This is a genomic window from Cohnella massiliensis, from assembly GCF_900169535.1.
GTDB classification, from domain to species: Bacteria; Bacillota; Bacilli; order Paenibacillales; family Paenibacillaceae; genus Cohnella; species Cohnella algarum.
Window position 1 is genome coordinate 2922904 of record NZ_LT821259.1, and the last position, 25540, is coordinate 2948443.

Annotated in this window: 23 protein-coding genes; 2 read left to right on the top strand and 21 right to left on the bottom strand. The window is 57.5% G+C overall.

The window, feature by feature from the left end:
• Nucleotides 1-22 precede the first annotated feature (22 nt).
• From B7E11_RS27440 to B7E11_RS27475, 8 genes are all read right to left on the bottom strand, one after another.
• A complete protein-coding gene (locus tag B7E11_RS27440) occupies nt 23-880 on the bottom strand; it encodes an urease accessory protein UreF (RefSeq protein WP_080840613.1) in 858 nt (285 codons plus the stop codon).
• A gap of 250 nt (nt 881-1130) precedes the next feature.
• Nucleotides 1131-2837, bottom strand: coding sequence for an urease subunit alpha (gene ureC / locus B7E11_RS27445; RefSeq protein ID WP_420830692.1), 1707 nt, complete (start codon nt 2835-2837; stop codon nt 1131-1133).
• 5 nt (nt 2838-2842) lie between these two features.
• Nucleotides 2843-3217 carry an urease subunit beta gene (locus tag B7E11_RS27450; RefSeq protein ID WP_080840615.1) on the bottom strand — a complete coding sequence of 125 codons (375 nt, stop codon included), beginning with the start codon at nt 3215-3217 and terminating at the stop codon, nt 2843-2845.
• 20 nt (nt 3218-3237) lie between these two features.
• Nucleotides 3238-3540 (bottom strand): urease subunit gamma, encoded by a 303-nt coding sequence (locus B7E11_RS27455; protein WP_080840616.1) that lies wholly within the window; start codon nt 3538-3540, stop codon nt 3238-3240.
• A 144-nt stretch (nt 3541-3684) separates the two neighbouring features.
• A complete protein-coding gene (locus B7E11_RS27460) occupies nt 3685-4029 on the bottom strand; it encodes a LytTR family transcriptional regulator DNA-binding domain-containing protein (protein ID WP_080840617.1) in 345 nt (114 codons plus the stop codon).
• A 19-nt stretch (nt 4030-4048) separates the two neighbouring features.
• Nucleotides 4049-4171 carry a cyclic lactone autoinducer peptide gene (locus tag B7E11_RS27465; protein ID WP_080840618.1) on the bottom strand — a complete coding sequence of 41 codons (123 nt, stop codon included), beginning with the start codon at nt 4169-4171 and terminating at the stop codon, nt 4049-4051.
• Between the two features lie 6 nt (nt 4172-4177).
• Nucleotides 4178-4693 carry an accessory gene regulator B family protein gene (locus B7E11_RS27470; protein WP_080840619.1) on the bottom strand — a complete coding sequence of 172 codons (516 nt, stop codon included), beginning with the start codon at nt 4691-4693 and terminating at the stop codon, nt 4178-4180.
• Nucleotides 4686-5309, bottom strand: coding sequence for a hypothetical protein (locus B7E11_RS27475; protein ID WP_080840620.1), 624 nt, complete (start codon nt 5307-5309; stop codon nt 4686-4688). Before B7E11_RS27475 ends, B7E11_RS27470 begins: the two co-directional genes overlap by 8 nt.
• A gap of 271 nt (nt 5310-5580) precedes the next feature.
• Between B7E11_RS27475 and ilvD the strand changes: the two genes are divergently transcribed.
• On the top strand, nt 5581-7266 hold the full coding sequence (ilvD, locus tag B7E11_RS27480) for a dihydroxy-acid dehydratase (protein ID WP_080840621.1): 1686 nt from the start codon (nt 5581-5583) through the stop codon (nt 7264-7266).
• Between the two features lie 88 nt (nt 7267-7354).
• Here the strand turns inward: ilvD and B7E11_RS27485 are convergent, their stop codons facing one another.
• Nucleotides 7355-8812 (bottom strand): polysaccharide deacetylase family protein, encoded by a 1458-nt coding sequence (locus B7E11_RS27485; protein WP_080840622.1) that lies wholly within the window; start codon nt 8810-8812, stop codon nt 7355-7357.
• Between the two features lie 157 nt (nt 8813-8969).
• Between B7E11_RS27485 and ytvI the strand changes: the two genes are divergently transcribed.
• A complete protein-coding gene (gene ytvI, locus B7E11_RS27490; protein ID WP_080840623.1) occupies nt 8970-10091 on the top strand; it encodes a sporulation integral membrane protein YtvI in 1122 nt (373 codons plus the stop codon).
• Here ytvI and B7E11_RS27495 read toward each other — a convergent pair.
• The 12 genes from B7E11_RS27495 to B7E11_RS27550 all read right to left on the bottom strand — a co-directional run bounded on the left by B7E11_RS27495 (nt 10048) and on the right by B7E11_RS27550 (nt 25409).
• Nucleotides 10048-11919 (bottom strand): peptidoglycan D,D-transpeptidase FtsI family protein, encoded by a 1872-nt coding sequence (locus tag B7E11_RS27495; RefSeq protein WP_080840624.1) that lies wholly within the window; start codon nt 11917-11919, stop codon nt 10048-10050. The genes ytvI and B7E11_RS27495 overlap by 44 nt on opposite strands.
• A 1096-nt stretch (nt 11920-13015) precedes the next feature.
• Nucleotides 13016-15145: a methyl-accepting chemotaxis protein gene (locus B7E11_RS27500; protein ID WP_245809835.1), complete on the bottom strand. Its 2130-nt coding sequence runs from the start codon at nt 15143-15145 to the stop codon at nt 13016-13018.
• Between the two features lie 203 nt (nt 15146-15348).
• Nucleotides 15349-16611 carry a peptidase U32 family protein gene (locus B7E11_RS27505; RefSeq protein WP_080840625.1) on the bottom strand — a complete coding sequence of 421 codons (1263 nt, stop codon included), beginning with the start codon at nt 16609-16611 and terminating at the stop codon, nt 15349-15351.
• A gap of 31 nt (nt 16612-16642) precedes the next feature.
• Complete coding sequence (locus tag B7E11_RS27510; protein WP_080841060.1) at nt 16643-17527, bottom strand: peptidase U32 family protein; 885 nt, start codon at nt 17525-17527, stop codon at nt 16643-16645.
• Between the two features lie 171 nt (nt 17528-17698).
• Complete coding sequence (gene mltG, locus B7E11_RS27515) at nt 17699-18742, bottom strand: endolytic transglycosylase MltG (protein WP_080841062.1); 1044 nt, start codon at nt 18740-18742, stop codon at nt 17699-17701.
• 410 nt (nt 18743-19152) lie between these two features.
• Complete coding sequence (locus B7E11_RS27520) at nt 19153-19443, bottom strand: DUF1292 domain-containing protein (RefSeq protein WP_080840626.1); 291 nt, start codon at nt 19441-19443, stop codon at nt 19153-19155.
• Between the two features lie 36 nt (nt 19444-19479).
• Nucleotides 19480-19779, bottom strand: a complete 300-nt coding sequence (locus B7E11_RS27525) for a DUF1292 domain-containing protein (RefSeq protein WP_080840627.1) — start codon at nt 19777-19779, stop codon at nt 19480-19482.
• A 12-nt stretch (nt 19780-19791) separates the two neighbouring features.
• Entirely contained in the window at nt 19792-20205 is a 414-nt protein-coding gene (gene ruvX / locus B7E11_RS27530) for a Holliday junction resolvase RuvX (RefSeq protein WP_080840628.1), read from the bottom strand.
• A 3-nt stretch (nt 20206-20208) separates the two neighbouring features.
• Nucleotides 20209-20484, bottom strand: a complete 276-nt coding sequence (locus B7E11_RS27535) for an IreB family regulatory phosphoprotein (RefSeq protein ID WP_080840629.1) — start codon at nt 20482-20484, stop codon at nt 20209-20211.
• 162 nt (nt 20485-20646) lie between these two features.
• A complete protein-coding gene (gene alaS, locus B7E11_RS27540; protein WP_080840630.1) occupies nt 20647-23286 on the bottom strand; it encodes an alanine--tRNA ligase in 2640 nt (879 codons plus the stop codon).
• A gap of 33 nt (nt 23287-23319) precedes the next feature.
• Nucleotides 23320-24141, bottom strand: coding sequence for a PDZ domain-containing protein (locus B7E11_RS27545; RefSeq protein WP_139787334.1), 822 nt, complete (start codon nt 24139-24141; stop codon nt 23320-23322).
• Nucleotides 24132-25409, bottom strand: a complete 1278-nt coding sequence (locus B7E11_RS27550) for an AAA family ATPase (RefSeq protein ID WP_176220919.1) — start codon at nt 25407-25409, stop codon at nt 24132-24134. Before B7E11_RS27550 ends, B7E11_RS27545 begins: the two co-directional genes overlap by 10 nt.
• Nucleotides 25410-25540 lie beyond the last annotated feature (131 nt).

A 25540-nucleotide genomic window follows, 5' to 3' on the forward strand; every position in this document is an offset into this window, starting at 1 on the left:
GATTTTTCGATTGCGATTTCCGTTACGACATAAATAAGCGGGAATACAGACGCTCATGCCGGATCATGCCGATTTCCGCCTGCGGCATCGCGCCGTAGGCGTCCGCCGGATCCATATCGCGAACGTCGGCCCAAGCCTCCGAGATGACGGGAAACAACGAAGCGAGCAGCTTTTGCGCTTCGTGTTGGCCCATCGGCATCAGCCTTAACGCGGCATTGACGCCGGTCGACGCGCAAGCGTACAAGTACCCTTCGGCCGCCCGATCGAGCGGAATGCCGAGATGCCGGCATAACCATCCGAAAACGTACGGATAAGTGCCGAGGCAACGGCCGGCGCGCACGTCGGCCGCAAGCCGCTCCACCGGCAGGGACGGGAACAGATGGGGCGCAAGCCGCATCAGCCTCCGTCCGGTCTTCTCCACCCCGTCGCGCGTTTCCGCCCCGAGCCGCTGAACGTGCACGAGCCGCTCGATCGAGGCGGCGTACGCGACATCGTCGGCGGACGGGCGCGAGCCGCCGGGAAGGGCCGCCGATGCACCAGCGTGCGCCGAATGGACGCTGCCTGGCACGCTGGCCGCGTGGCCGGTTTGGGCCGCCGCGGCGCCGGCTCGCGCCGGGTCCCGGCCTCCTCCGCTGTAAGCCTCATCGGCATAAACGGCCTTGACGACCATCAAATCGCCGGTCGCCCAGCTGTGCAGTAGCATGCCCTCCAAATATTGCCGCAGTTCCGCCCCGTCGCGGACGACATTTTCCTGCACGAGCGTTTCCAGCCCGTAGGAATGGGCGAAGCTGCCGATCGGCAGCGCGGAGTCGAGCAGCAGTTGCAGCGACAGCCAGTTGTACGGCTCCTGGGAAACGGGGCCGCCTGTTTTGGCAGTCATGACTTGCTCACCTCCATCGAATTCTCATCCAAGAACAAGCGCCAAAGGGTGAAATTCATGCGAATGTGCAGGCTTTACCCGAATTTCGACGAAACAGAGTCTCTGACATCCGTTAGCGCGCTTGGGATCCGTCAGCCGGTTCAGCGCGCCGGGTTGCATGCGGAAACGAACCGTTGCCTATTTGCATCCGCTGCTTGCGAAAACGAGCCGCCGCTGCTCATATGCAATCGCTGCACGCGGGTACGAACCGCTAAAACAAAAAATACCTTTGGGCCATCGGCAGCTCCGTTGCCGGCTCGCAGACGGCCAGTTCCCCGTCCACCGTCACCCGGTACGTTTCCGGATCGACCTCGATCGCCGGCGTCGCGTCGTTGAAAATCATATCCTTCTTGCCGATGTTGCGGCAGCCGCGCACCGGTTCGATTTTTTTCGCCAATCCGAGCCGCTCCGCGATTCCGCTGTCGTAAGCCGCCTGAGAGACGAACGTGATCGAGCTTTGCGCAAGCGAGCGGCCGTAAGCGGCAAACATCGGCCGGCCGAAGACGGGCTGGGGCGTCGGAATGGAGGCGTTCGGATCGCCCATTTGGGCGAAGGCAATGCTGCCTCCCTTCAGCACCATGTCCGGCTTCACGCCGAAAAAGGCCGGCGTCCACAGCACGAGGTCCGCCCATTTGCCGACTTCCACCGATCCGACCAAATGCGAAATGCCGTGCGCGATCGCCGGATTGATCGTATATTTGGCCACGTAGCGTTTGATCCGGTGGTTGTCCCCGTTCGCGTCGTCGCCCGCGAGCGGGCCGCGCTGCTTTTTCATTTTGTCCGCCGTCTGCCAGGTGCGGATGACGACCTCGCCAACGCGCCCCATCGCCTGGGAATCGGAGCTGATAATGCTGAACGCTCCCAAATCGTGCAAAATATCTTCGGCCGCGATCGTCTGGGGACGAATGCGCGAATCGGCAAAGGCGACGTCCTCGGGGATGCGGCTGTCCAGATGATGGCAAACCATCAGCATATCCAGATGCTCTTCGATCGTATTGACCGTAAACGGCCGCGTCGGATTCGTCGAGGAAGGAATGACGTTCGGCTCGGCCGCCGCCCGGATAATATCCGGCGCATGGCCGCCGCCGGCACCTTCCGTATGATACGTATGAATCGTGCGGCCGCCGATCGCGCGGAGCGTATCCTCCACGAACCCGGCCTCGTTCAACGTATCGGTATGTATCGCCACCTGGACGTCGTACTTGTCGGCCGCGGTCAGGCAGGCGTCGATCGCCGCCGGCGTCGTGCCCCAGTCCTCGTGGAGCTTCAGCCCGATCGCTCCCGCTTCGATTTGCTCGATCAGCGGCGGCAGCGTCGAGGCGTTGCCCTTCCCGAGAAAGCCCACATTCATCGGGAACGCTTCGGCCGCTTCCAGCATCCGCCGGAGGTGCCAGGCGCCGGGGGTGCACGTCGTCGCGTTCGTTCCCGTCGCGGGTCCCGTTCCGCCGCCGATCATCGTCGTGACGCCGGAAGACAGCGCCGTTTCGATCTGCTGCGGCGCGATAAAATGAATGTGCGTGTCGATGCCTCCGGCCGTCACGATTTTTCCTTCGCCCGCGATCACCTCGGTGCTAGCCCCGACGACCATATTCGCGTCGACGCCGTCCATGATGTCGGGATTTCCCGCCTTGCCGATGCCGACGATCCGCCCGTCCTTCATGCCGATATCGGCTTTGTAAATTCCGGTATAGTCGATGACGACCGCGTTGGTGATCAGCGTGTCCAGCACGCCTTCGTCCCGAACGGCCCGGCTCGACTGCCCCATTCCGTCCCGTATGACTTTGCCGCCGCCGAACTTGGCTTCGTCGCCGTACACGGTGTGATCCTTTTCGATGACGGCCCACAATTCGGTGTCCGCGAGCCTGACGGCGTCTCCCGTCGTCGGCCCGAACATGCCGGCGTAGCTTCCGCGATCCATGCGCATCAGGCTTCCCCCTTGTCCAATGCATGCCAACGGGCAAGCCGCTCCGCGACATCCGCCGGCATGCCGCCTTCGGCCGAGCCGTTCGTCAGCCCGTTCAACCCGTACGACAGCCTGGCTCCCCCAAGCTCGGTCAGGACGACCGGTTTTTCCTCACCGGGCTCAAACCGGACCGCCGTTCCGGCCGGGATGTCCAGCCGCATGCCGAACGCCGTTTCCCGCGAAAAGGAAAGCGCCCGGTTCACCTCGAAAAAATGAAAATGCGATCCGACCTGCACCGGCCTGTCGCCGTTGTTGACCACCGTCAGCTCGACCTTCCGGCGTCCCGCGTTCAGTTCCAGCTCGCCGGCGGCCGGCCGGATTTCTCCAGGTATCATGATCAATAGGCCCCCTTGTGTTATGGAATCGGATGATGCACCGTCACCAGTTTCGTTCCGTCCGGAAACGTCGCCTCGACCTGGACCTCGTGGATCATCTCCGCCACGCCCTCCATCACCTGATCGCGCGTAAGCAGCGTGCGGCCGTAGGCCATTAATTCCGCCACCGTTTTTCCGTCGCGGGCTCCTTCCATGATGGCGGAAGTAATCAACGCCACGCATTCGGGGTAATTGAGCTTCACGCCCCGGCTTAATCTCCGCTGCGCCAGATCGGCCGCAACGGTGATCAACAACTTTTCCTTCTCCCTTTCCGTGAGGTTCATGTAATATCACCTCCGTTATTTTCTTTATTATAGGGTGCCAAAATCCAGAAGTAAATGAGGCATGTCATGTTTATTGCCGTCGTTTTTTTGTGTTTTATGACTAAAATACAAAAACAGGCTGCCGGTCATGGCAGCCTCATTCGATCATACGCTCAGATATTGGAGCACTTTGCTCACGTTGCTGATGGAAATGGTGCAGGACTTGGACTTCCTTTCGTCAAAATAAGCGATGCGGTAACGGCGGTCGACGTGCATGACTTTCGTCAGATGGATGGCGTTCGTTCGATCGACCATGGCAAAATCCAATCCGGAAGCCCTCAATCCTTCCGCCCAATATCTGAGCGTACCCGGCGCATAAAATCTGTCGGTCAGCGTATGAAAACTGACCATGTCTTTCAGTTTCGGAGCTTCGATGAACAGAATCTCTTCGACTGGAAGCTCATGGAACCCCGAAGCCGCCTCCGGATCTTTGGAAACAGAGAGAATCATCGCCATCCCCCGAATCCGGTTACTTCAGAAGTTCTTGCGGCACTTTCGGCTGATGGAAATACCACAGGCATGCCGTGGACACGACAGCAACCGCTACGACGCCAAGCGCGGACGCGATGGCATGGAAAAAACGTTTTTGCATATGAATTCACCCCCTTCCTCTGATTAACGTGAGGCACTGCACCAGAAACGCGACGGCGAGCACGGAGGACATGAACAGGAAGTTGGACGCGACCGTCAAGACGGACAAAACTTTAAGAAGCGGGTAGTATTTGCGGGGAATCCGGGTTTGTCCGTCGATCCGGGACGGCGAAAAAATGAGGGCCAGAAAAGCGGCCGCGGCCGTAAGGCCGATGACCGCCGAATCGTCGAACCGGGCGAACGACATGGCCGTTAGCGCCAAAACCGATACGACGACGCAAAGGTCGCCGGACTTCAGATGGATGCCGCCGGACATTTGCCGGAGCAGCGCGTAGCCGACAAGCGCCGCGGCCGCTTCTCCCGGCTTGCCCGTCGCGAGCGACACCGCCATCGTGAGGAGAACGATAGACAATCCGTTCAAAATCGCGATCAGCGAAAACGTTAGCACGTCCACGCTGGCCGGATGATCTGCCGCCGACCGCTTGATCGCGACGGCCATCCTCGAAGCGAGCTGGTCAATCATTCCACTTCGACTCCTTCTTCAAAAGGTAAAAGGCGAACACGAGAAGGGCGAGCACGAGGCAAATAATGTCCATGTATACCGCTCTGTATCGGAGAAGAATGCCGAAGGCGATCGTCATGCCGACGATCAAAAAGAGAACGAACGCCCGCTCGGACTTGAAGCTCAGCCGCTTGAACTGAAACGACAAGCCGATGCCGCGCTTGTACAGGACATAGGAAGCGATCATCAGCAAAGCGTTGGTGGCGGTTTGAATCGCGTAAATTTTGCCGGAGTCCGACTGCAGCTGCGCGAGCGGATACCCGGACAAGACGACGAGCCCCGCTTGCACGACAACGGACACCATGTAGCCGGATACGCTGACGACGAACGACCAGATCATCGGAACCCGGACGATTTTGCAAATGAATACGCTCAGCAAAATAATATTGATCAGCGGCGTGTAATCGGAAATCGGGTAATCCCCTCCGAGCACGAGCCCCTGAAAGGCCATCAACAGATTGACGGCGATCGCCGGGAGCAAATAGCTCGTCAATTTGTAGCGGAAGAGCGTCAAAATGATCGCGGTCGCTCCCATCGTTTCGACGAGGGAAAAAAAGAGAGTGTACAACTGTGCCATGGATGGCCTACCCCTCCGCGCTTCGAATATCAACCACTGTCATCCTATTATACTATTTCCTGGCGATATGAGAATATTTTATCTAAAAAAATCGCAATCTGAAACAGATTTCCTACTTTTTTCCTATTTCGACATCATGCGACATCCGTCCGAGCATGAACATGCAGCAAGTTACAGCAATACCTTTATAGCGAATAAGATAAGATGTATGATAGAATTATTCTTATCTGGAGCACAGCAGTTCTCAACACAAGATTGGGGGATTTTCATAATGGCATCGAAAAAAATGCGGTCCGACATGATCAAAAAAGGCTTCGACCGCGCACCGCATCGCAGTTTGCTGCGCGCCGCCGGCGTCAAGGAAGAAGATTTCGGCAAACCGTTTATCGCGGTGTGCAACTCCTATATCGATATCGTTCCCGGCCACGTGCACTTGCAGGAGTTCGGCAAAATCGTCAAAGAAGCGATCCGCGAAGCGGGCGGCGTGCCGTTCGAGTTCAACACGATCGGCGTGGACGACGGCATCGCGATGGGCCACATCGGCATGCGGTATTCGCTGGCAAGCCGCGAAATCATCGCGGATTCGATCGAGACGGTCGTCAACGCGCACTGGTTCGACGGCATGGTGTGCATTCCGAACTGCGACAAGATCACTCCCGGAATGATGATGGCCGCTCTCCGGATCAACATTCCGACGATTTTCGTCAGCGGCGGCCCGATGAAAGCCGGCCGCACGAGCGACGGGCGGGCCATTTCGCTGACGAGCGTCTTCGAAGGCGTCGGCGCCTACATGACCGGCAAAATCGACGAAAAAAGCTTGACCGAGCTCGAACAATACGGCTGTCCGACCTGCGGCTCGTGTTCCGGCATGTTTACCGCCAACTCGATGAACTGCCTGGCCGAAGTGCTCGGCCTTGCGCTTCCCGGCAACGGCACCATCCTGGCCGTGGCGCCCGAGCGCCGCGAATTTGTCAAGAAGTCCGCGAAACAGCTCATGGAGCTGATTAAGCAGGACATCAAGCCGCTCGACATCGTGACGAAAGATTCGATCGACAACGCGTTCGCTTTGGACATGGCGATGGGCGGATCGACCAATACCGTGCTTCATACGCTTGCCCTCGCCCACGAAGCGGGCATCGATTACCCGATCGAGCGCATCAACGAAGTGGCCAAGCGCGTGCCGTACCTGTCGAAGCTCGCGCCGGCATCCGATCACCATATCGAAGACTTGCACGAAGCGGGCGGCGTGAGCGCCATCATCAACGAGCTGTTCCGCAAGGAAGGCGCGCTGAAGGGCGACGTGCTGACGGTCTCCGGCAAGACGTTGAGAGAAAATGTGGAGGGAGCCGCAATCGCCAACCCTGCCGTCATTCGCTCGATCGAAGATCCGCACAGCAAGGAAGGCGGCCTGTCCGTTCTGTTCGGAAACTTGGCGCCGGGCGGCTCCATCATTAAAGTCGGGGCCGTAGACAAATCCGTCGGCGGCTACCACCGCGGCCCGGCCATCTGCTTCGATTCGCAAGACGAAGTGCTGAAAGGTCTCGCCGAAGGCAAAGTGAAGGAAGGCCATGTCGTCGTCATCCGCTACGAAGGGCCGAAAGGCGGTCCCGGCATGCCGGAAATGCTCGCTCCCACTTCGCAAATCGTCGGCATGGGCCTCGGCACGAAAGTCGGCCTCATCACCGACGGACGGTTTTCCGGAGCTTCGCGCGGCATTGCCGTCGGCCACGTCTCCCCGGAGGCAGCCGAAGGCGGTCCGATCGCCTTCGTGCGCGACGGCGACATGATCGAGCTCGATCTGAACAACCGTACGATCACGCTTGAAGTGAGCGACGAGGAAATGGATCGCCGGCGCGCGGAATGGAAAGGCTTCGAGCCGAAAATCAAACGCGGCTACCTCGCCCGTTACTCCGCGATGGTCACCAACGCCAGCAACGGCGGCGTCATGAAAATTTAATCCGGTTCTATGCGCGCATCGCGCAAAAGGGCTTTCCCGCGGGTCGAAGCGATTCCGCGGGAAAGCCCTTCTTTCGTTTTCAATCGTTTCAGCCCACCGGACTGTGCAGCGGTTCCTCCTCGAATTCCGCATGCTCCGCCCGTTCGCTTGCCTGCTTGGTCCGGATAGCCGGGCGAACCGGAACCGAGTCGTCCCGCCATCGGGCCAACCGCTCCCGCGTCATGATGACGGCTCGCGGAGAGATGTTGTCCATCCCTCTTTTTCCCCCGTCCGGCCGAATGATGCGCATCATCAATCGCAAATACCAATTGGTCGAAGCGGCGAACAGTCCCGGGGGAAGCTCGTACGTTTCGAAGCCGAGCCCTTCGGCTCCCCGGTTCACCATCGTCACGCCGTACAGCGCCCGAATTCGATGCCCGTCGGGCAGCTGCTCCGCTTCCCGCGCAAAGTCGGGAAGCGCATGCTCCGTCTCCCGGATCAGCTTGATGGCGATTTGCAGCGCGGAGCGGGAATTCATCCCGAGCTCGTACATTTTGGCGTTGTCGAAATGCATTTCCATGACGACGTCGCCGCGGCGCAGCCAGGACGAATCTTTAAGCTGCAAATCCGGACCGCCGTACTTGCGAATGCGGTAGTGCATGAAGGCGCGATCGCCCACCGGACGAAGCCGAAACACAATGCGGAACAGCTTTTCCCATAGTAGCCAAACCGCAACGACCGCCCGTTTGAACGGACCCGTGCGAGGCTTGGAAACGCCGCTCGACGCCGCTGCAGTTTCGTCGCGGGACGCGCCGTTCTCCCTTGCCGAGACCGACCTGCCGCTGCGTTTTGCCGCTTTGAACCGTTCGGTCAATTCCATCATCTCCCCGATGCCGACGAACCGCAACCCAAGCTTGCGGCCGTCTTCCAGAATGCGCCGAACCGCTTCGATCGTATTTGCCGGAGCGCCGGGATCGGCGCCGAGCGTATCTCCTCGGTCGTGCAGCAGAAACACCTGTCCGGGACCTAGCTTTTCCTTCATTTTCGCGTAGAGGTTGTCCGCTCCGACCTTCACTTTCCAGTCGCCGAACATCGAAGTCCACAGTACGATTTGCAGCGAACCGCGCCTGACAAAATCGAAAATATTGATGATTCCCCAAGGCGGGCGATAAAATCGCGGTTTCGCTCCGGTGATGCCCTCTAAAATGTCCGACGTCCGCTGGACGTGCCGCTTGACCGTCCTCGGGCGCATGACCCAGTTGCTTTTGTGGACGTAATTATGGATGCCGAGATCGTGACCTTCGTCATAAATGCGCTTGACGAGTTCGGGATACTTTTCCGCGTGAGCCCCGACGACGAAAAATGTCGCTTTCGCGCCGTGCTCCCGGAGCAAATCGAGCAATTGCGGCGTATACTTCGGATCGGGACCGTCATCGAACGTAAGCGAAACCTCGCGCTCGGTCCGGCCGCGCCGGAAGGCGCGCAGCCCGAACGTGCGGCTTACGAAGCCCGGCAAAAACGCATAAATCGTAAAGTAATAAAACACCCACCACAGGATTCTGTCCATGACTTCCCACCAACTTGCCGGATAGTTTAAACACGAATGATGCCACCTTATATTTTATCATACGTATTTAACATTTAGCATCGTTGTAGGCATCTTTTTTGGAATCATGTAAAATAAGTCGTAATACGATCCTATTTCATCCGAGGGTGGGAAATGCATGTTTCATTTGTACCAGAAATACTGGCGCACCGCATTCGATATCGGCGTCGTCGCGCTGACCGTATGGCTTACGATGTACATATTCAGCTATTTGTACAGCATCGCCACGCCCGTATTTTTATCCTTGCTCGTCTTTATATGCATCGAGCCGCTCGCCAAACGCCTGAACCGCATCGGCATCCGCAAATCGATCGCGTCCGGCATCAGCATTCTCCTGTTTTCGCTGATCGTGCTGGCGGTGCTGGCGGGCCTCGGCTTTATTTTTTACTCCCAGATCAGCCAATTGAGCGAAAAGCTGCCCTATTACCAAAGAGTATTGACCGGTCAAGTCGGCCAAATCGTCGAATACTTGAAGCAGCATATCGACCGGCTTCCGCCCGACATTACGCAAAGAGCGCAGGAAGCGGTCGACACCGTAACGAAGTTCGGCACGAACGTGGCGACTTCGTTCCTGAACTGGCTCGTTTCGTTTCTTTCTTCCTTCTCCGCGTTTATTTTCAACTTCGTCATGGCGATCATTCTCGCCTATTTTTTGAGCGTCGAAATCGATTGGTGGCGCCGGATCGCTTCGGACCGTTCGCCCAAAACGCTCAAGACCGCCTTCGCTTTTCTGCGGGAAAACGTGTTTAAAGGCATCGGCGCTTATTTTTCGGCGCAGGCCAAGCTGATCAGCGTCACGTTTATCGTCATTTTTATTTCGCTGCTGCTGCTCGGCGTCAAAAACGCGTTCGCCCTCGCCCTGCTCGCCGGCCTGTTCGACGTGCTGCCTCTGCTTGGCGTAAGCGCGCTGTTCATCCCCTGGATTTTGTATTTGTTCATTGTGGGGGATACGACCCTCGCCATATGGCTGACCGTTCTGCTGGCCGCCGTCACGCTGACGCGCCAAATGCTCGAACCGAAAATCACCGGCAACACGGTCGGGGTTTCGGCGTTCACGATGCTGGCGGCCATGCTCGTTTCGATGTCGCTGTTCGGGGTGGCCGGCCTGATTCTGGCGCCGATTCTGATCATTTTGCTCAAGGCGCTTTACGATCAAGGATATTTGCAGCAATGGATCCGGCTGCCGAAAGAGGAATTCACCGTTTCCCCGCTTCAGCCCCCGCAGAAGGAACAGCCGTAGCGGGCTGATCCTTACGGTTTCGGCCCTCCTCCAGCAGCCGCAACGCTTCCATAATGTCGCCGAATACGGCCCCCGCCCGATTGCGCAAACCGGCCGGCTCCTTCTCGAGCAGGACGGATACCGCGAATCGGGCTTTTCCTTTCGCCGGCCCGTAGCCGATGAACCAGTGATGGTTCGAACCCGCATCCCGGCCCGCCAGCTCGGCGGTGCCCGACTTGCCCGCAAGCGGCCAGACGGACGTTTTCAAAGCGGAGGCCGCCGTCCCTTTCGCGACGACGGATTCCATCGCCTTGCGCACGAACGCGGCCGTATCCGGCCCGATTTTCCCATGAGCGGACGAAGCCGTTTGCGGATGCAGCCGGGCCATCCGTCCGCCGTCCGCATAGCGGATTTCGCTGACGATCCGGGGGGCGAGCACCTTGCCCCCGTGCAGCAGCGTCACCGCTAAATTGGCCGCCTGCAGCGGCGTCACCCGCACGTCCCGTTGGCCGATTCCGGATCCGGTGCGGACGCCGCCGTCCTTTGCCGCCTCCAGATCGGCAAAGACGGCCCCCGCCTGCTCTTCGGGCAGCAGCCGCAGCGGCTGTCCGTCGACGAAACGTTCCGCGCTCCAGCCGACTTGGCGGCCGATGCCCAGCTTGTCGGCCGTGCTTTGCAGCAGCGCCGGATCGAGGCGCTCGGCAAGCGCCGCAAAAACGACGTTGCACGATTCCGCGAACGCTTCCTCCAGCGTAAGCAAACCATGCCCCCCCTCGTGCCAGCATTTCAGGCCGTAGCGGCCGTACGTTCCGTCGCAATAAAAGCGTTCCGTTACGTCGGTAATGCCGGCCTCCAATGCGGCCGCCAGCGTAACGGTTTTGAAGATCGAGCCCGGCGCGACCGCGAGGAGCGCATGGTTCCGTTCGTCGGTTCCGGCCGCTCCGATGCGCCCGGGATCGAATGCCGGCAAGGAGACCATCGCCAGAACGTCCGCATTTCCCGCATCGAGCACGACGACCGCTCCTCTTCGAATGCCGTGCTTGTCCAGCACTTCCGTAACCGCCCGCTGCATACCGGCATCGATCGTCGTTTTGACCTGCAGCGGATAATGGGCATTATCCGGCGATGCGACGTGGATTCCAAGCCCCTTCAAGGGCCTTCGCGCCCCGTCGGTCAACTGCATCGCCTTCGTCGGTCCGGTCCCGCGAAGCAGCCGGTCCAGAGAATGCTCGAGACCCGCTCCGCCGATCGGATCGGTTTCGTTTATGCGCAGGTCGGCGAGGCGCTTGCCGTACGTTTCCCGAAGATGCGACGGATCCTGGGAGACGTACCCGATCGCCTGCAGCGGGTCGAAAGCCGCATCGTCCGGATAGCGGTTGCGGTAAGGCAGAACGGCGATCCCGGACAAATCGAGGCTCCGGATTCGGGCGGCTTGCTCCTCGCTTAACGAGTACGCCTGTTTCCCCCCTTCCGCGCGCCACACGTCGGCCGTCCGCAGTTCGTCGAGCCATTCGGCCAGCCGATCGCGATCCGCGCCTAATATGTCCGACAGCTCGCCCAGCTCTTTCTCCGTTCCTCTCGGCATGCCTTGCGCGGGAAAAGCCGCCAGCGCGCGGACGGTTTTCCCGGTCAGCATAACGCCGTTGCGGTCCAGAAAATGCCCCCTCCCGTTGTCGAGCACAAGCTCATCCGCATGCTGCAAAGCGGCTTGCCGCTGCAAGACGGCATGCGCTTGCTTTTTGCCGCCGATGCCGAGCTGCACCCACGCAAGTCTCGCTTCCGCGATGCCGAACAAGATGGCAAACAGCAGCAATACTTTAACCAGTCTGAGCCGACTTGACGCTTTCAACCCGCGTTACCTCCGTTTTGGATGTTGGATAGTAACCATTATTGCCGGATTTTATTCGTCCAACACGAAGGGCGGGCGGAAAAACGTCGAAATGACGAATCGCGGCGATTGCTTTCGTGAACTCCCGGCTGAATCGGCGGGAGTCTTTGATAAGAAAACGCAGGACGGCGTCCTTGATAGACAGAACCCCCGGGGATCATGAATATGTGAGGTTTTGGGCGAAATATCGCTAGAGTCGTTATTTCCTGGAAAGTTCGGTATGGCAGGTTCAGATGAGGAGCCTCGGCTTATCTGGATTAGCGGGCGTGCGGAGGCAGTGAGATGAGCCATGGTCACCTAACGGAGTGCGGCTATATGCGGTCTATCGGCTGAGATGAGTAACCAGTTGAGTATTTTTTACCCATCTGACCCCTACCGCATTCGGTTAACCGGGCCAGTTGAGTATTTTTTACCCATCTGCCCCCGGCTGCATCCGGTTAACCAGCGCAGATGGGCACTCACAGCTCAACTGGTTCCGCGGAAGGTCAAGCCGGCTTCCGATGGGGATGGATAAGGAAGTCGGCGACGGAACACTATTTTACGCTATCCGAGCGTCGCGCCTGCCCCCAAGCTTGCTTGGCACATTCGTACGAAGATGAATGCAAACAATCTTTTCATACTAAAAAAACTACGGCTGACCAATTAACTCACAGACTTTGCTCAAATCCGTATGACGTGTGCTTCATGCAACGGGCAACTGCCCGAGCAGATCTGAAATATCTAGTTAAGTTCCCGCACTCTTCATGAGGGCAATGATAAGCCATGTTCCAAACCTGAAAAACGCCGCTGAGCGTGGAGATGTTCTTCTTCCACGCGGTATGGTGACGTTTCAATTTTCTACCGCAATCTGGGCAAGTCTCAATTTCCGCACGAAATAAAGGGTTTCCTCGGGCACGATTCGATTTTTTGGTAATGGCATGAAGAAAGACCTCCCTCAAATAGCTCATTACTACTTCGACAGAGGCCTTGTAAATCCTTGTTAGTTAATTGGTCGGCCGTAGAAAAAAAGGCCGGACGGACCGCAGTCCGTACGACCTTTTTTCGACTAACCGTTTCATTATTGAACCGTAAATTTCGAAAGAGACTCCCGCAGCTGCACCGATACGGCCTCCAGCCGGCTGGACAGCTGAACGAGCCCTTCGCTGATGTTCAACTGCTCGTTGCTGAGCGACGCGACCTCCTCCGACGTGGCGGAGGATTGCTGGGCGACCGCGCTGACGTTCGTCATCGCGAGCGACAAGGTCGATTGCGCTTCCTCCAGTCGTCCGACCGATTGCGTGGCCGAATCCAACCGTTCCGCGAACAGGTTCATCTGCTCCTGAACGTTGTGGAAAATTTCCGTCGCTTCGCGCACCGATTCGATCTGCTGTTTAAACAGCGGATAGGCTTCCGACAAAACCGAGACGGTCTCTTCGATTTCATTCTGAATCGTTTCGACCACTTCGCCGACGACGCCGATCGATTGCCGCGATTGATCCGCAAGCTTGTGGATTTCGTCGGCGACGACCATGAAGCCTTTGCCCGCCGCGCCGGCCCGCGCCGCCTCGATCGTTGCGTTAAGCGACAAAATATTCGTCTGCTTGGTCAAATTGCCCAGCACGTCGAGAATTTTCCGGATCGAGCGGGTGCTGTCCTGCAGCTTGTCCACTTTCTCCACCATCGAACGGGTCATCTCTTCGGTTTGCCCCGTTTTCTGGATCAACCCGGCCATATAATCGGTACCTCTCCGGCCCGCTTCCTCGACTTCGGCGGCGGAACGGCCCATTTCCGTATTGGAGGCGATGACGAGCTGCACCTGGTTGCCGATTTCTCCGGTCATCTCGCTGCCGCGCTCCGATTCGACGGCGAGGTTGGTCGCGCCGCTCGCGATTTCTTCGGTTGCGATCGCGATCTCCTTGGCGGCTCCGGCCGTCTTGCGCGAAGCGTCGCCCAGGGAGGCGGCCGTCGCGAGCACTTCCGCCGCCGATTCGGTCGTCTTCATGACCAGGTTTGTAATATTTTCCATCATGCGATTGAAGCTGTCCGCAACCTGCCCGATTTCATCCTTCGAACGAATATTCGAACGAACCGTCAAATTGCCGCGTTCGCCTTCGTTCATCAAGTTGCGAAGCTGGCCGAGCGGTCTGCCGATCGACCAGACGATAAACCAGCCGATCGCGCCCGCGATCAAGGCGGATAACGATCCGACGATCCAGGTCACCCTGGCAATCACTCCGGCATCCTTCGTCAAGGTTTCGATCGGCATATTGCCGACGACCTTCCACCCGTTGGCCGTCGAGTCCGCCCCGACGGTCAAGTATTCCTTTTTGTCCAATTTGAAATTGCTGGAGCTGCCGCTTGCCGGAAGCTCATAACCGTACGCCGTGCCCATTTCTTCCTTGACGGGGGAGTAAACGATCGTGCCGTCCGGCGCGACGATATAGGTCGAACTGCCGTCCCCGAAATCGACCGTCTCCAGCATATCGTCCAGCGCCGAAATGTGGACCTCGATCACCAGCACATACGGATTGTTGCTGTTCACGCTCATCATGGCGCGTCCGACCGCGATCGTCCCGCTGCTCATATTGCCGGATACGCCCTTCGGCATCGTGGGCACCCAAACGACTTTGCCGGAAGCCTCGACCATTTGGGTTACGAAGGCAGGCATATTTTCCGAAACGTTAGGCAGCCCTCCGGACGAGGCCGATCCCATTACTTCCATGTTCGGGTCGGACGGAATCAAATAAATGCCCGCCAGCATCGAGTCCGAAAGCATGACGGACGAAAGCTTGTTCGTCAGGTTTCGCTGGCTGTCGAACCTCTCGTAATCGTCCGTCGCGCTGATCGCGCTCGACAGCAGGGTCGTAAATTCCGCATCCGAAAGAAACTCCATCGTCTTGCGTTCGTACCCGCTCAAAAGCAAATCCATGCGGCCGGCCGTTTGCGCCGACGTCTCGATCGTGGATTCTGCGACTTTGGTCTCAATTACTTTGCGCGCTTGCGTATAGGAAATCATGCCGAGAGCCACGACGCAAGCCAAAATGCCGCAAAAAATAATTAGGAACAGCTTCATGCCTACGGAACGAAACGGAGAAACGAACCTCGTGTTTTTCAGGCTTTTTCCTAAATACCGCGCATACTTGCCCACGTTGCCCGAGCCTTTCTTCAAATCGACATCTTTCATGCGATCGCGCCACGTCTTTTTCATCTGAAGTAACACCCTCCGGCTAATAGTGACGAAAATAAAAACAAAAAAAGGACTTGCCGCCTACTCAGGTAAGTTCTTCATCTGCCCCCTTATGGCAATGAATGACTTTACTAGAGTATTTTCGACAAGTCAGATTAGAATCCTCTCATTCGCTTCTCATTTTTGCTTTTTTTGTTCGTTTCCACAAATTCCATTGGAAGTTGTTACAAAATCTTTTTGCGCATAATGTCCCACGGCTCCACCGGAAAATCCGTCTTAAGCCGGATAGTCTGCAGCGGATGCCGGGCGACATCCAACCGATTTCCCTGATCGTCGCTAATCTCTCCGACCTTCTGGGTAAAGCTGCGGCCGCCCGGGCCGAAAAATTCGACTTCCATTCCCGGCTTGAACGGACTCCTCTGTTGAACGACGGCGATTCCTGTCGAAGGATTGTAGTCCGTGACGACGGCGGCAAAATCGTACGGCGCCGGCTTCTCCTGCGGCTCGTAAATATGCTCGTTCGCTCCCGGCGTGCTGTAGAAAAAGCCGGTGCTGAGCGGCCGGTTCGCCGCCTTGCCGATGTCGCCGACCCACTCGGGCGCAAGCGAATAGCCCTCCGGGTCGGCCATATAAGCATCGATGGCCTGACGATAAGCATTGACGACCGAAGCGACGTAGTGGATGCTCTTCATCCGGCCTTCGATTTTGAAACTGTCGACGCCCGCTTCGATCAAGTCCGGCAAATTCCCGATCATGGCCAAATCTTTGCTTCCCATCGTGAAAAGCTGGTCGCCCGGCTCCGCGTACGCCCCTTCGCCCGAGCGCAAATCGTACTTCCACCGGCACGATTGGCAGCATCCGCCCCGATTGGAGTCGCGATCGGTGAAGTGATTGGACAGCACGCAGCGGCCCGATACGGACGAGCACATCGCTCCGTGAATGAAAACTTCGATCTCGATGTCGACGCGGTCCTTGATCTCGCGAATTTCGTCCATCGTCGTTTCCCGCGCCAAAACGACGCGCGGCAGTCCTTCCTCTTTCCAAAAACGGACCGCCTGCCAATTCATCGTCGACTGCTGGGTGCTCAAATGCACTTCCAGGCCCGGCGTCTTTCGAAGCGCCGTTTCGACGATGGCGGGGTCGGCCGCGATGATTGCCGCGATGCCCGCATCCTCCAGCTCCTTCAAATAATCGGCGACTCCGGGCAAATCTTCCTGGTGGGCGAATATATTTGTGGCGACGAACACCTTCGCCCCGTAGCGGGAAGCGAATTCGACCCCCTCCCGCATCTCTTCGATGCTGAAGTTGTCGGCGTTGGAACGCAGGCCGTACTTTTGGCCGCCGATATAGACGGCGTCCGCGCCGTAGCGGACGGCGAATTTAAGCTTTTCCAAACTGCCCGCCGGAGCCAGCAGCTCGGGCTTGGCAAGCCGATGGCGTTTGCCTTTTCCCGCTGTCCTGCCGACCGCTTGCAATGTGCCGTTCATCGTTCATTCCTCCTTTGCGCGATGCTTCGGGTCAATAAACCTGCTCCTTGTACAAAAATCCGAAGCTGAGCTCGCGATCCGCGGGCTGCAGCTCGCGTATGGCATCCAAATCCCGTTCGTGGAACGCATAGCCGTCGGGATCCGCTTTCCAGGCGTCGATCGCTTTCCGATAAACCCGAATCGCCGTTTCATTGTATCGTTCCGTTTTGAGCAGAGATTCGACATACAAGCTGTCGATGCCCGCGGACAGCAGTTCGGGCAATGCCTCGAGCAGGCAAATATCGTCCGAGCTCATCACGTGCGTGCCGTTGCTGTCTTCGTACACGGGCAAATGCTCTTCCGGACGCTCGACTTCGACCAGGTAAAGTCCGCGGTCGCCCCCCAAATCGACCAGGCGGGCTTCTTTGCCGAGATGATCCATATAGCTTTGAAGCAAATTGCGATGGGAATAATAAATATTCGTCGCCCCGTGAACCTGAACTTGCACCTCGAGCGCCGATTGGCGCTTGAAATCGACGATTTCCTCTTCGTTCAGCTCGCGGGCGAGGACGGCCCGGATCGCCCCTTTGCGTCCCCAATAGGCGGCAGCCGCCGAATTGGTCCCCGTCATCTCCGCATTCCAGTGAAGCGCCATGCCCGGAGCGTGATCCCGAATGTTGAGCAGCACGGCCGGATCGCCGAAAACGACGGCGTCGGCTCCGGCGTCGGCGACAAGCCGAACATACTCCGGAAGATGGACAAGCTCCTCGTTTCGGAACAGCTTGTTCATCGCCACGTACGCTTTCGCCCCGAGCCCGTGAGCCGCGGCTACCGCTTCTTTCAACCGGTCGGCTCCGATATCTCCCGGCAATCTCATGCCGAAGCGCGCCTCGCCGATCAGCACCGCGTCCGCTCCCGCCTGAATATAGGTCTTCATTTGATCGATCGATCCGGCCGAAACGAGCAATTCCCCAACAGTTGGAAGAATGGCCGCTCACCTCCTTGAATGATGACGACCCGACGCCGATGCCGTCTCTTGTCAGGAGACGGATCGAGTGCGCCGGGCCCTTGGTATGAAGCTTGTCATTTGCGCCAGCAGATCGCGCCGCTATTGTTGAACGTTTCGCTCGCTCTGCTCCTTGTTTCTCAGATGCTGGCTGTACGTCGAAGCGAAAAGATGCTGATTGCTGCCGTCTTTTTTGGTCACGTAATAAAAGTAATCGGTTTCCGCGGGATACAGGACCGCTTCGATCGATTTCAGACCGGGCGTTGCGATCGGCCCCGGCGGAAGTCCGGCATTTTGGTACGTATTATAAGGGCTGTCGACCTTCAAATCGGCCTCCGTCAAATTTTCCTTCTGTTTGTCGAGCAAATACTGAATCGTCGCGTCGATTTGAAGCGGCATCTTTTCTTCGATCCGGTTCTCGATGACGCTGGCCACGATCGGCCGTTCCTCGTCGAGCACCACTTCGCGTTCGATAAGGGAGGCGAGCGTGAGCAGCTCGTGAACGGTCATTTCTCGCTCTTCGAGCGTCGTTTGCCAGTCTTCGGGAAGCTGGTTCAGCTTCCGGTCCAGCTCCGACAGCATCCGGTTGACGATATCGATTTCCGTGCTGCCCTTCTTCAGTTCGTACGTATCGGGGAACAAGTAGCCTTCCAGCGGATAACGCAAATCGTCGTCGTCCGGGATTTGCTTGACCCACACGGAACCGGTCAGAGCCGACGGATCGTTCAGCGCGGCCAAAAACTTGTCCTTGTCCGCGATCCCTTCCGCCGCAAGCTTGTCGGCCATTTGCACGACCGTAAACCCTTCCGGAATCGTAAACCGAATCGTCTCGGCCGCAACCGTATCGCCGCTGTTAAGCTTGGCGACGATTTCCTCCAGCGTGCTTCCGGGGGCCATTTCGTATTCGCCGGCTTGAAAGCGGGAGCCTTCGTCCTTCAGCTTAAGCCAGTAATCGAACAAAAAAGCGTTGCGGATCAGTCCGTTCGTTTCCAGCACGGCGGCTACCTCGTCCGCGCTGCTCCCTCTTTCGATCGTAAAGCGAACGGGATCCTTCGCGGCGGTCGGACGCAAGCCGTTCCAGATGTAAAACAGAACCGCCCCTCCCGATACGAGCACGATCCCCAGCGCGATAAAAAACGACCACAAGGCCGGGCGAGGCTTGCGGCGGCGCTTCTCCGGGGCTTTCCCTTCGGACTTGGCCTCCGTCGCGCGCCGATTTCCCGGGTCTCCGGATTTTTTCCGCTTGCCGAGCTCGGCATCGGTCGACGGAAATTCCCGCGGATACCCGACATCGAGCGGCCGTTCCTCCTCCGGTCCGGCGGCGGCATCCCGCAATCGACCCTCCGGCTCGCCTGCAGCCTGCTTCGGCCGTTCGGGCGGCTCCTCGCTCGGCTTTTCCCATTGTTCCCCGGGAAAAAACGCTTTCCACCCGGTTGCGTTATCGTCGTTGTCCTTGGCCATTGCCTTCCCTCCTGCCCGACACCAAACCATCTAATCATGCAAAAGAGCGGTCGCCCGCTCTTTGGATTGCGTTCTGTCGACGTCCCTTCTTGCCTTCAGGGCCGCTCGTCACCGCCGAACTGCAAATCGTCGTACGCTTCGGCGACGGACTCCCACTCGTCGTCGTCCTCGACCGTTTCCAGTTCCGGCTCGCCCTTCGCGTTCGCCGTGACCCGGAACACTTCGATCTCTCCGTCCTTCTTCATCGCGTCGGACTGGAGGACCGCATAGGCATTGCCGCCTAACGAAAGCTCCGCCAAAATCCGGTATATGCCGCCGCCGTCCAGCTCGATCGTTTCTCCGAAAACGCCGCGGAGCGAAGGCTCCGCGCTAACGCTTTTGTCCATTTGCCATCTTCCCCCGCAACGGACGAACCTGCGTCCCTAGTTGTCGTCTCCGAACTCGGCCGTAAGCGTATTGAACGTCTCCTCGACCATGTCCCATTCTTCCTGATCCTCGATCGGGTACAGCTTGATTTCGCCTTCGTCGTCTTCTTCGTAGCGGAAAGCGTATACTTCCTGTTCTTCCTCGATGTCCTCCGCGGGAACGAGCAGCATGTATTTGCGGTCGGTGCCGTCGTCCGGCTCGAAGCGCATGATCACTTCGAACGCTTCATCGTTCCCCTCGTCGTCGGGAATATAAATAATTTCCGCTTCTTCTTCGCGGTTCGATTCGTTTGCCATCGCGTCTATCCCTCATTTCCGGCGGGAATCCAAATAATTTTGCAGCAGGATGGCCGCCGCCATCTTGTCGATCACCTGCTTGCGCTTGCTGCGGCTGACATCCGCTTCAAGCAAAGCCCTTTCGGCAGCGACCGTGGTCAAACGTTCATCCCAAAGTTCGACGGGCACGTTTAGTTTCTGCCTAAGTTCTTCCGCGAATGCCATGCAAATTTCGCCACGCGGCCCGATCGTGCCGTTCATGTTCTTCGGCAGTCCGACCACGATCGACTCCACCTCGTTCTCGCGAACCAGCTCGCGAATGCGTACGAGGTAATCGTTATCCTTCTTCCGCTCGATCACTTCCGCTCCTTGCGCGGTCCAGCCGAACGCATCGCTTAGCGCCACGCCGATGCGCTTATCCCCGTAGTCCAGCCCCATAATCCGCATGCGCTATCGGTGTTGGCTAAGATAGAAGCGGACGAGTTCTTCGATCAATTCGTCGCGTTCCTTCTTCCGAATCAGGCTGCGTGCATTATTATGGCGAGGAATGTAAGCGGGATCGCCGGAAAGAAGATAACCTACGATTTGATTGATGGGATGATATTCCTTCTCCACCAGCGCATCGTGAACGGACAGCAGGATATCCTTCGACGATACTTCTTCGGGATCGGGTACGACGTCGAATTTGACCGTCTTGTCCAGATGATTTTTGTCCGACGGGCTCATCAACTCAACACCTCGCTTCTCTTCGACCAGCACTTTATTCCCAATCATCATATCACAAATTGGCGCGGACAGGAAATTGCGGCTTTCACGGGCGAGCCGTCAACATCCGCAGAGCGCCAAACGCACTTCCGCAATCGGGAAGTGCGTCTGTCAACGTCTGCGTTATTTTCCTGCAACCTGCGCCTGCAAAAGCCGTTCCGCCGCCGCGAGAGCCTCGCCGAGCTTCGACGGATCCTTGCCGCCCGCTTGGGCAAGCTCCGGCTTGCCGCCGCCGCCCCCGCCGCAAATCGCCGCGAGCTCCTTGATCAGCTTGCCCGCGTGCACGCCTTTCGCGGTCAAATCCGCCGTTGCCGCGACGACAAGCTGAACCTTGTCGCCGTCCGCGGCGCCAAGAACCACCACGGCCGAGCCGAGCTTCGCCTTGAGCTCGTCCGCGATGCCGCGGATGGCGTCCATGCCGCCTTCCGCGTTCACCTGCGCGGCGACGAGCTTCGCGCCGCCGACGTCGACCGCTTGCGCCGCCAGATCGGCGGCCGCAAGCCGGCCCAGCTTGCCCTGCAGCGACTCGTAGTCCCGCTGCAGCTGGCGGATCTCGCCCTGCAGCGCCTCGATCCGCTTCGGCACGTCGGCGACGCCCGTTTTCAACAGCGTAGCCGCGCCTCGCAGAAGTCCCAATTGTTCGTCCATATATTGGTACGCATGGCGCCCGGTCAGCGCCTCGATCCGGCGCACGCCGGAACCGATGCCGCTCTCGCTGACCAGCTTGAACAGGCCGATCTGCGCCGTGTTCCGCACGTGGCAGCCGCCGCACAGCTCGAGGCTGTAGTCGCCGACGCGGACGACGCGGACGATGTCGCCGTATTTCTCGCCGAACAGCGCCATCGCGCCCATCGCCTTCGCTTCGGCGATCGGCTTGTAGCCGATATCCAGCTCGGTGCCCAGCCAGATTTGCTCGTTGACGCGGCGTTCGACATCCGCCAGTTCTTCGGGCGTCACCGCCCCGAAATGCGAGAAATCGAAGCGCAGCCGATCCGGCTCGACGAGCGAGCCCGCCTGGTTGACGTGGACGCCGAGCACTTCCTTGAGCGCTTTGTGCAACAGGTGCGTCGCCGTATGGTTGCGCACGATGTCGCCGCGGTCCTTCGCGTCGACGTTGGCCGTTACCGCGTCGCCCGCTTTCAGCGTTCCCGAAGCGACCGTCACGAGGTGAGCATGCTGTCCGTGCGGCGCCTTGTACAGGCCCGTCACGTTCGCGACGACGCCGCCTTCGCCGACGAGCGTGCCCTTGTCGCTCACCTGGCCGCCGCTTTCCGCGTAGAACGGGGTGCGGTCAAGCAGCACGACCGCCTGCTCGCCCGCGCGGACGGAATCGACGAGACGGTCGTCCGCCACGATCGCGATGACGCGCGCTTGCTCCGTCAGCTGGTCGTATCCGACGAATTCGCTTTTTTCCGTGAAGTCCGACAGCGGTCCGCCCTGCACCTTCATGCTTTCCGTCTCCTGGCGGGCCGAACGGGCGCGTTCGCGCTGCTCTTCCATCGCCGCGTCGAAGCCGCCGCGATCGACCGTCATTCCCTGTTCGGCGGCATAGTCCTCCGTCAGGTCGAACGGGAAGCCGTACGTGTCGTAAAGCTTGAACGCGTCGGAGCCGGAGATGACCGACACGCCCTCGCTTTTCGCCTTGCCGCAAATGTCGGCGAGAATGGCCAGGCCGTCGCTCAGCGTCTCGTGGAACCGCTCTTCCTCGGTGCGGATCACCTTTTCGATGAATTCGCGCTTTTCCACCACTTCCGGATAGTAGGAGCCCATGACGTCTCCCACCGTTGGCGTCAGCTCCCACAGGAACGGACGGTCCACGCCGAGCACCTTGCCGTAGCGAACGGCGCGGCGCAGCAAACGGCGGATGATGTAGCCGCGGCCTTCGTTGGACGGCAGAACGCCGTCGCCGACGGCGAACGCCACCGTGCGGATATGGTCGGCGATGACTTTGAGCGCCACGTCCGTCTCCGCGCCCGCCCGGTAGGCGACGCCGGAGATGCGCGACGCATGCCCGATGATCGGCTGGAACAGGTCGGTATCGAAGTTCGAGTCGACGTCCTGGACGATCGAGGCGAAGCGTTCCAGGCCTGCGCCGGTATCGATGTTTTTGTTCGGAAGCGGCGTATAGCTGCCGTCCTTGTTATGATTGAATTGCGAGAACACGAGGTTCCAAACTTCGAGGAAACGCTCGTTCTCGCCCCCGGGGTAGCATTCGGGATCCGACAGGTCGCCGTATTTGTCGCCGCGGTCGTAAAAAATTTCGGTGCAAGGCCCGCAAGGGCCTTCGCCAATGTCCCAGAAGTTGTCCTCCAGCTTGACGATGCGCTCCGCCGGGATGCCGATTTTCTCGTTCCAGTAGCGGAACGCTTCTTCGTCCTCCGGGTGGATCGTCACCGACAGGCGCTCCGGAGCGAAACCGATCCATTCCGGCCCGGTCAGAAACTCCCACGCCCACGCGATCGCTTCTTCTTTAAAATAATCGCCGATCGAGAAATTGCCGAGCATTTCGAAAAACGTATGGTGCCGGCGCGTCTTGCCGACGTTCTCGATGTCGTTCGTGCGGATGCACTTTTGCGAGTTGGCGATGCGCGGATTTTCCGGCTTCACCCTCCCGTCGAAATAGGCTTTCAGCGGCGCCATCCCCGCGTTGATCCACAGCAGGGACGGATCGTTGTGCGGCACGAGCGAGGCGCTCGGCTCCACGTGATGCCCCTTGGATGCGAAAAATTTCAGCCATTTGTCGCGGATTTCCGCAGCTTTCATCTTTGGTTTCCCTCCATAATCTGTTTTGCAATTTTATTTTAATTGGGATAATTCCTCATATACCGGAGCAAAGAAAACTTTACACTTTTGACTTACTCTGGCTGGATCTATATTCTTAAGCAGAACGCTGCCATCCCGATCTTTTTTATATTCCAATCTCGGTGGCTCCAATACGATTTTACGATTATGGATTAAAATCGAAGTTTGATCCAGCGCCATTCCAATAAACGAGCTGAACTTGTACGTGCATGTGCCGGTAACCGTATTATATGGCATGGCAGACCACTCGGGCGTGTCGGTGGAATAACCGTGTTCCTTTAAAATTTTTCGAAAGCGCCGCTGAACCATAGCGAGAACGCGCACCCATCGGGAATCCTCCCAGCCAAAACGCTCCCGATATTGTTGTCTGACCAGAAGGGAGATGCTGTTCTTCCAATCGGCATAAAACCAGGCTTCCAGCTCCGGAGATGCAAGCAGGAGGCGTAGGCGAATGTCTTTTCTGGTTAGTGCCTTAAATTCGGATTCAAGAGATGCTTGCTTGTCCAACACTTCCGAATAGGCCGAAAAGCGGCAATCCGCATCGTCAACAAGTAAAATATAGTCGCCATCCCGTATAGCTTTGAGTGTGGACGGCAGCACCAAATATTTTTTGACCCTGGAAATGAAATCTTTGCCAGTAGATCCGGTCGGCTTGGGCTTTTCGATCGTTCCGGGTTTTGGACCCGGCTTTTCTTTCACATGGGAAGGAAACACCTGGATCCAGTCGATACGGTCGTTCCATTTTTTTAAAAATGGATACATTCCGCCTCTTTCGCTATAGCCGTCAGAAAAAAAGCAATGGATTGTCAGAGCCATGGCCATCCGCCCAGTTTTCCGGTTCGATATATGTCGCCGAGTTCCCAGCCCTCCTGAAAATAGGGTTCAAATTCGGAGAGCTCGATTTGCTCGATCATTGGCATTGGCTTGTTTAAGCTGAAACGGTAAACGTTCAGTTCACCGGAACGAAATAACGGAGTCAGCCCATCCAAAAAATCGGGGGAATGGGTGCTGATCATCACTTGTTCGGAAGAACCAGAACGTGTAATCCAGTTCGATATCACTTTAAGCCAAGCCGGATGGATATTAAGCTCGGGCTCGTCAAGGCTAAGCAAAGTAAACTTTTGCGGAGTCCAGAGCAACACGGCGAGAAGCATTGCCTTAATGGTTCCATCCGACACTTCGTTTAACGCAAATAAATGGTTAGATATCTGCAAGCGGATCGTTTTGCGATAAAGCCCTCCGCTTACATCGACCATGATGTTTTGCAAGTCTGGAATGAGCTCCCGCAAATAACCGGCATATTCCGACAGGAAGCCGGGATATTTTTTTTCAAGCAATTCCAGAAGAGACGCTAAATTCGAACCATCCTGTTTCAAATGCGTTAAAAAAGAAGGCTGAAGCTCCCCTCCTCGGATTTGCAGCAAGTCGAATTTCGTGCTCGAATACGCGCGGAAATCTTCGAAAAACTGCTTTACCCGCTCAAGTGACTTTTTAAAGTTCGGATAATATTCCGTGCGAAACTTTTCATGATTAAGCAACTGCTCCAGTTGATTCATAACAGAATCAAACGGGGAAACGGCAATCCCCGGCCGCTTGGCCGCCGATTGCTTTCCTTCCGTTCGCGAGCGAGCCGAAAAATAGCCCTTCCCTTGCTGATGACTGTGACAGGAAAAATACTCGTACGGTTGGTCATGACCTTTCCTCGGTTCGACGTCCGCAAGCCGTTCCTTCGTGATCCTGTAATCGGACGCTTCCGTACCCGATTCGGGTATCCGAAAGCAAAAATCGTATTGCAGCGGACGATTTTGTCCATCCTGTAAAATCCAGTTCAGTTCGATCGTAGCGGGCTTTTCGGATTGCCTGTCCAGCAAGCTTCCCCATGCGCGTTTATTTAATTCGCTCCAGAAAGCCGTAGGATAAGCTTGATCCTTCTCGAATTTCACAATCTCAGAGATAAAACTTATCGCATCGATCAAATTGCTTTTTCCGGAATTGTTCGGTCCTACGAACACATTCAATTTGTTGAGCTTTAAGTGCTCGATATTCAGATTCCTGAATTTTTTCGCAGAGAATGACGAAAGCACTTTTTTCACCATCCTTCAGTTTTAAATGAAAAACGTCCCTGAACAATTCAGGGACGAAAAGCTTCGCGGTACCACCCTGGTTATCGCGCTGCCGCCCAAGCGACGTCGCGATCTCCTCGAGAGGGGATAAC

What these genes read in the sequence shown, in the direction of transcription:
- B7E11_RS27440 (WP_080840613.1), bottom strand. Translation starts at nt 880, where the DNA reads ATGACTGCCAAAACAGGCGGCCCCGTTTCCCAGGAGCCGTACAACTGG.
- ureC (WP_420830692.1), bottom strand. Translation starts at nt 2,837, where the DNA reads ATGGATCGCGGAAGCTACGCCGGCATGTTCGGGCCGACGACGGGAGAC.
- B7E11_RS27450 (WP_080840615.1), bottom strand. Translation starts at nt 3,217, where the DNA reads ATGATACCTGGAGAAATCCGGCCGGCCGCCGGCGAGCTGGAACTGAAC.
- B7E11_RS27455 (WP_080840616.1), bottom strand. Translation starts at nt 3,540, where the DNA reads ATGAACCTCACGGAAAGGGAGAAGGAAAAGTTGTTGATCACCGTTGCG.
- B7E11_RS27460 (WP_080840617.1), bottom strand. Translation starts at nt 4,029, where the DNA reads ATGATTCTCTCTGTTTCCAAAGATCCGGAGGCGGCTTCGGGGTTCCAT.
- B7E11_RS27465 (WP_080840618.1), bottom strand. Translation starts at nt 4,171, where the DNA reads ATGCAAAAACGTTTTTTCCATGCCATCGCGTCCGCGCTTGGCGTCGTA.
- B7E11_RS27470 (WP_080840619.1), bottom strand. Translation starts at nt 4,693, where the DNA reads ATGATTGACCAGCTCGCTTCGAGGATGGCCGTCGCGATCAAGCGGTCG.
- B7E11_RS27475 (WP_080840620.1), bottom strand. Translation starts at nt 5,309, where the DNA reads ATGGCACAGTTGTACACTCTCTTTTTTTCCCTCGTCGAAACGATGGGA.
- ilvD (WP_080840621.1), top strand. Translation starts at nt 5,581, where the DNA reads ATGGCATCGAAAAAAATGCGGTCCGACATGATCAAAAAAGGCTTCGAC.
- B7E11_RS27485 (WP_080840622.1), bottom strand. Translation starts at nt 8,812, where the DNA reads ATGGACAGAATCCTGTGGTGGGTGTTTTATTACTTTACGATTTATGCG.
- ytvI (WP_080840623.1), top strand. Translation starts at nt 8,970, where the DNA reads ATGTTTCATTTGTACCAGAAATACTGGCGCACCGCATTCGATATCGGC.
- B7E11_RS27500 (WP_245809835.1), bottom strand. Translation starts at nt 15,145, where the DNA reads ATGAAAAAGACGTGGCGCGATCGCATGAAAGATGTCGATTTGAAGAAA.
- B7E11_RS27505 (WP_080840625.1), bottom strand. Translation starts at nt 16,611, where the DNA reads ATGAACGGCACATTGCAAGCGGTCGGCAGGACAGCGGGAAAAGGCAAA.
- B7E11_RS27510 (WP_080841060.1), bottom strand. Translation starts at nt 17,527, where the DNA reads ATGAAGACCTATATTCAGGCGGGAGCGGACGCGGTGCTGATCGGCGAG.
- B7E11_RS27520 (WP_080840626.1), bottom strand. Translation starts at nt 19,443, where the DNA reads ATGGACAAAAGCGTTAGCGCGGAGCCTTCGCTCCGCGGCGTTTTCGGA.
- B7E11_RS27525 (WP_080840627.1), bottom strand. Translation starts at nt 19,779, where the DNA reads ATGGCAAACGAATCGAACCGCGAAGAAGAAGCGGAAATTATTTATATT.
- ruvX (WP_080840628.1), bottom strand. Translation starts at nt 20,205, where the DNA reads ATGCGGATTATGGGGCTGGACTACGGGGATAAGCGCATCGGCGTGGCG.
- B7E11_RS27535 (WP_080840629.1), bottom strand. Translation starts at nt 20,484, where the DNA reads ATGAGCCCGTCGGACAAAAATCATCTGGACAAGACGGTCAAATTCGAC.
- alaS (WP_080840630.1), bottom strand. Translation starts at nt 23,286, where the DNA reads ATGAAAGCTGCGGAAATCCGCGACAAATGGCTGAAATTTTTCGCATCC.
- B7E11_RS27545 (WP_139787334.1), bottom strand. Translation starts at nt 24,141, where the DNA reads ATGGCTCTGACAATCCATTGCTTTTTTTCTGACGGCTATAGCGAAAGA.